This window comes from Microcystis sp. M53603_WE2 (assembly GCF_030065435.1).
This window is the reverse complement of sequence record NZ_JASJFF010000135.1, coordinates 1-1,570: the sequence shown is the minus strand read 5'-3', so window position 1 is coordinate 1,570 and position 1,570 is coordinate 1. Positions and strand designations below refer to the sequence as shown.

The window sequence follows — 1,570 nt, the reverse complement described above, 5'->3', positions numbered from 1 at the left end:
TGACTTTTACGGGAACCGATACGCAGGGAACGAGGAGGACTAGAAACGGACATATCTGAAGTAGGAATTTAACTAAACATCTATCTGACTGCTCGATCTAGACTATCCTGATCTCACCCCTGTTGAGTAATCACTTTCTAGCTTAGGCATAAATAGTTACATCTCTTAATATTTTTAGACAAATAGGGTTATGGGGTTTTCGGGAAGGGGTCAAAGTTTTAAGGTCAGTGGTTCGGTTTCTGCGTTGGTATCTAAAAAATTAACCGACTGCAAACCCTGTATAGGGTCTAACTAAAGGTTCATGAAGAGCTAAGACAATATCCTCTTTAGGAACACCTAAATTAACTAATTCATTGGCGATTCCCACTTCAGGGACATCATGTTGAACCCAAATTTCGCCATTTTTTATATCAAGATGTAATACCAAATTTCTAAATTCCTGACAGACATAGAGCTTCTAAAATCCAAGACCATCCCGTTAAATACCCGATAGTGTCATTGGATAAACGATTTAAAAGAGCATCGAGTTTATCTCTTAAAGCATCAAGAGATTCAAAAGTTTCCCATGCCAGAAAATTTTTCAGGTACAGCCAAACTCTCTGTTGCGGGGTTAACTTCAGGACAACAAGAAGGTTGATAAAACAAGATAATATTGTCGGGAATTTCTAAGTGTCCCGCAATATGTGCAGGAGCGTTATCTACTTGTAAAATATGTAATTCATTGGGAAAAGCTGGCGATAGTTGTAATAGATATTCTCCGAAACAATCCCCATCTAAAGGGGAGAATTCATAGAAGAAGCTTCTTCCCTGTCGAGGCTCTACAGCCCCGTACAGCCAAAAGCATTGGAAGTTATCTTGAAAATTACCAATCGGCTTAACTCCGAAAAGAGTTATTTTATTCCGAGCAATAGTGTGACAACCAAATCTACTTTCATCCTCACACCAAAAACTTACTTTCTCGTAACGCTTTACTTTCTCGCTTTCCCTGTCTAGTAAAGCTTTTAGTCGTTTAGATAAGTTCGCTTTAAACTCATCTACTTCGCCAGGCAATTGTCTCGGATTTCGTGGTCTAGGTACTTTTAATTGAGCTTCCTAATTCCTGTCTAACGAGACGATAAACTGTTGTATAGCTGACGGAAATTTCTCGAACGACCGAGAGCCAAAAATAAATCTCTTTATAGCTGGTAAAACCCACTGGGTCTTTTAATTCGTTTTGTAAAAGAGCGACTTCTTCTACCGAAATCTTTTTCGGTCTTCCTGGTGGGTTTCCTTCAGATAATAATCGCTCGATTCCTCCTTTGTTTGTAAAAACTTAACCAGCGATGGATTGTTCTTTCCCCTCTTCCCATTAATACCGCTAAATGGCGAACCGTCTCTACCTCCCCCATCTTCAAAAAATATAAGGACTGTACTTTAGCGTAGGCTAAACTACTTTTTTGTTGTTTCATTAATTCTTTTAAATCTTCTACTGACTCAACAATATCAATTTTGGGTACGACTGGCATCGCTAATTTATCCACTTAATCATCTTTTCTATAAGTATGCCATAGTTTTTGAAATTTGGTATAAG

Annotated in this window: 2 pseudogenes; both read right to left on the bottom strand. The window is 38.3% G+C overall.

From position 1 onward, the window contains the following. Window positions 1–259 precede the first annotated feature (259 nt). Window positions 260–427, bottom strand: a pseudogene (locus PX481_RS03180) (element excision factor XisI family protein); the annotation flags it as partial. 4 nt (window positions 428–431) lie between these two features. Beyond that, a pseudogene (locus tag PX481_RS03175) lies at window positions 432–1,505 on the bottom strand (IS630 family transposase). Between the last annotated feature and the right edge of the window lie 65 nt (window positions 1,506–1,570).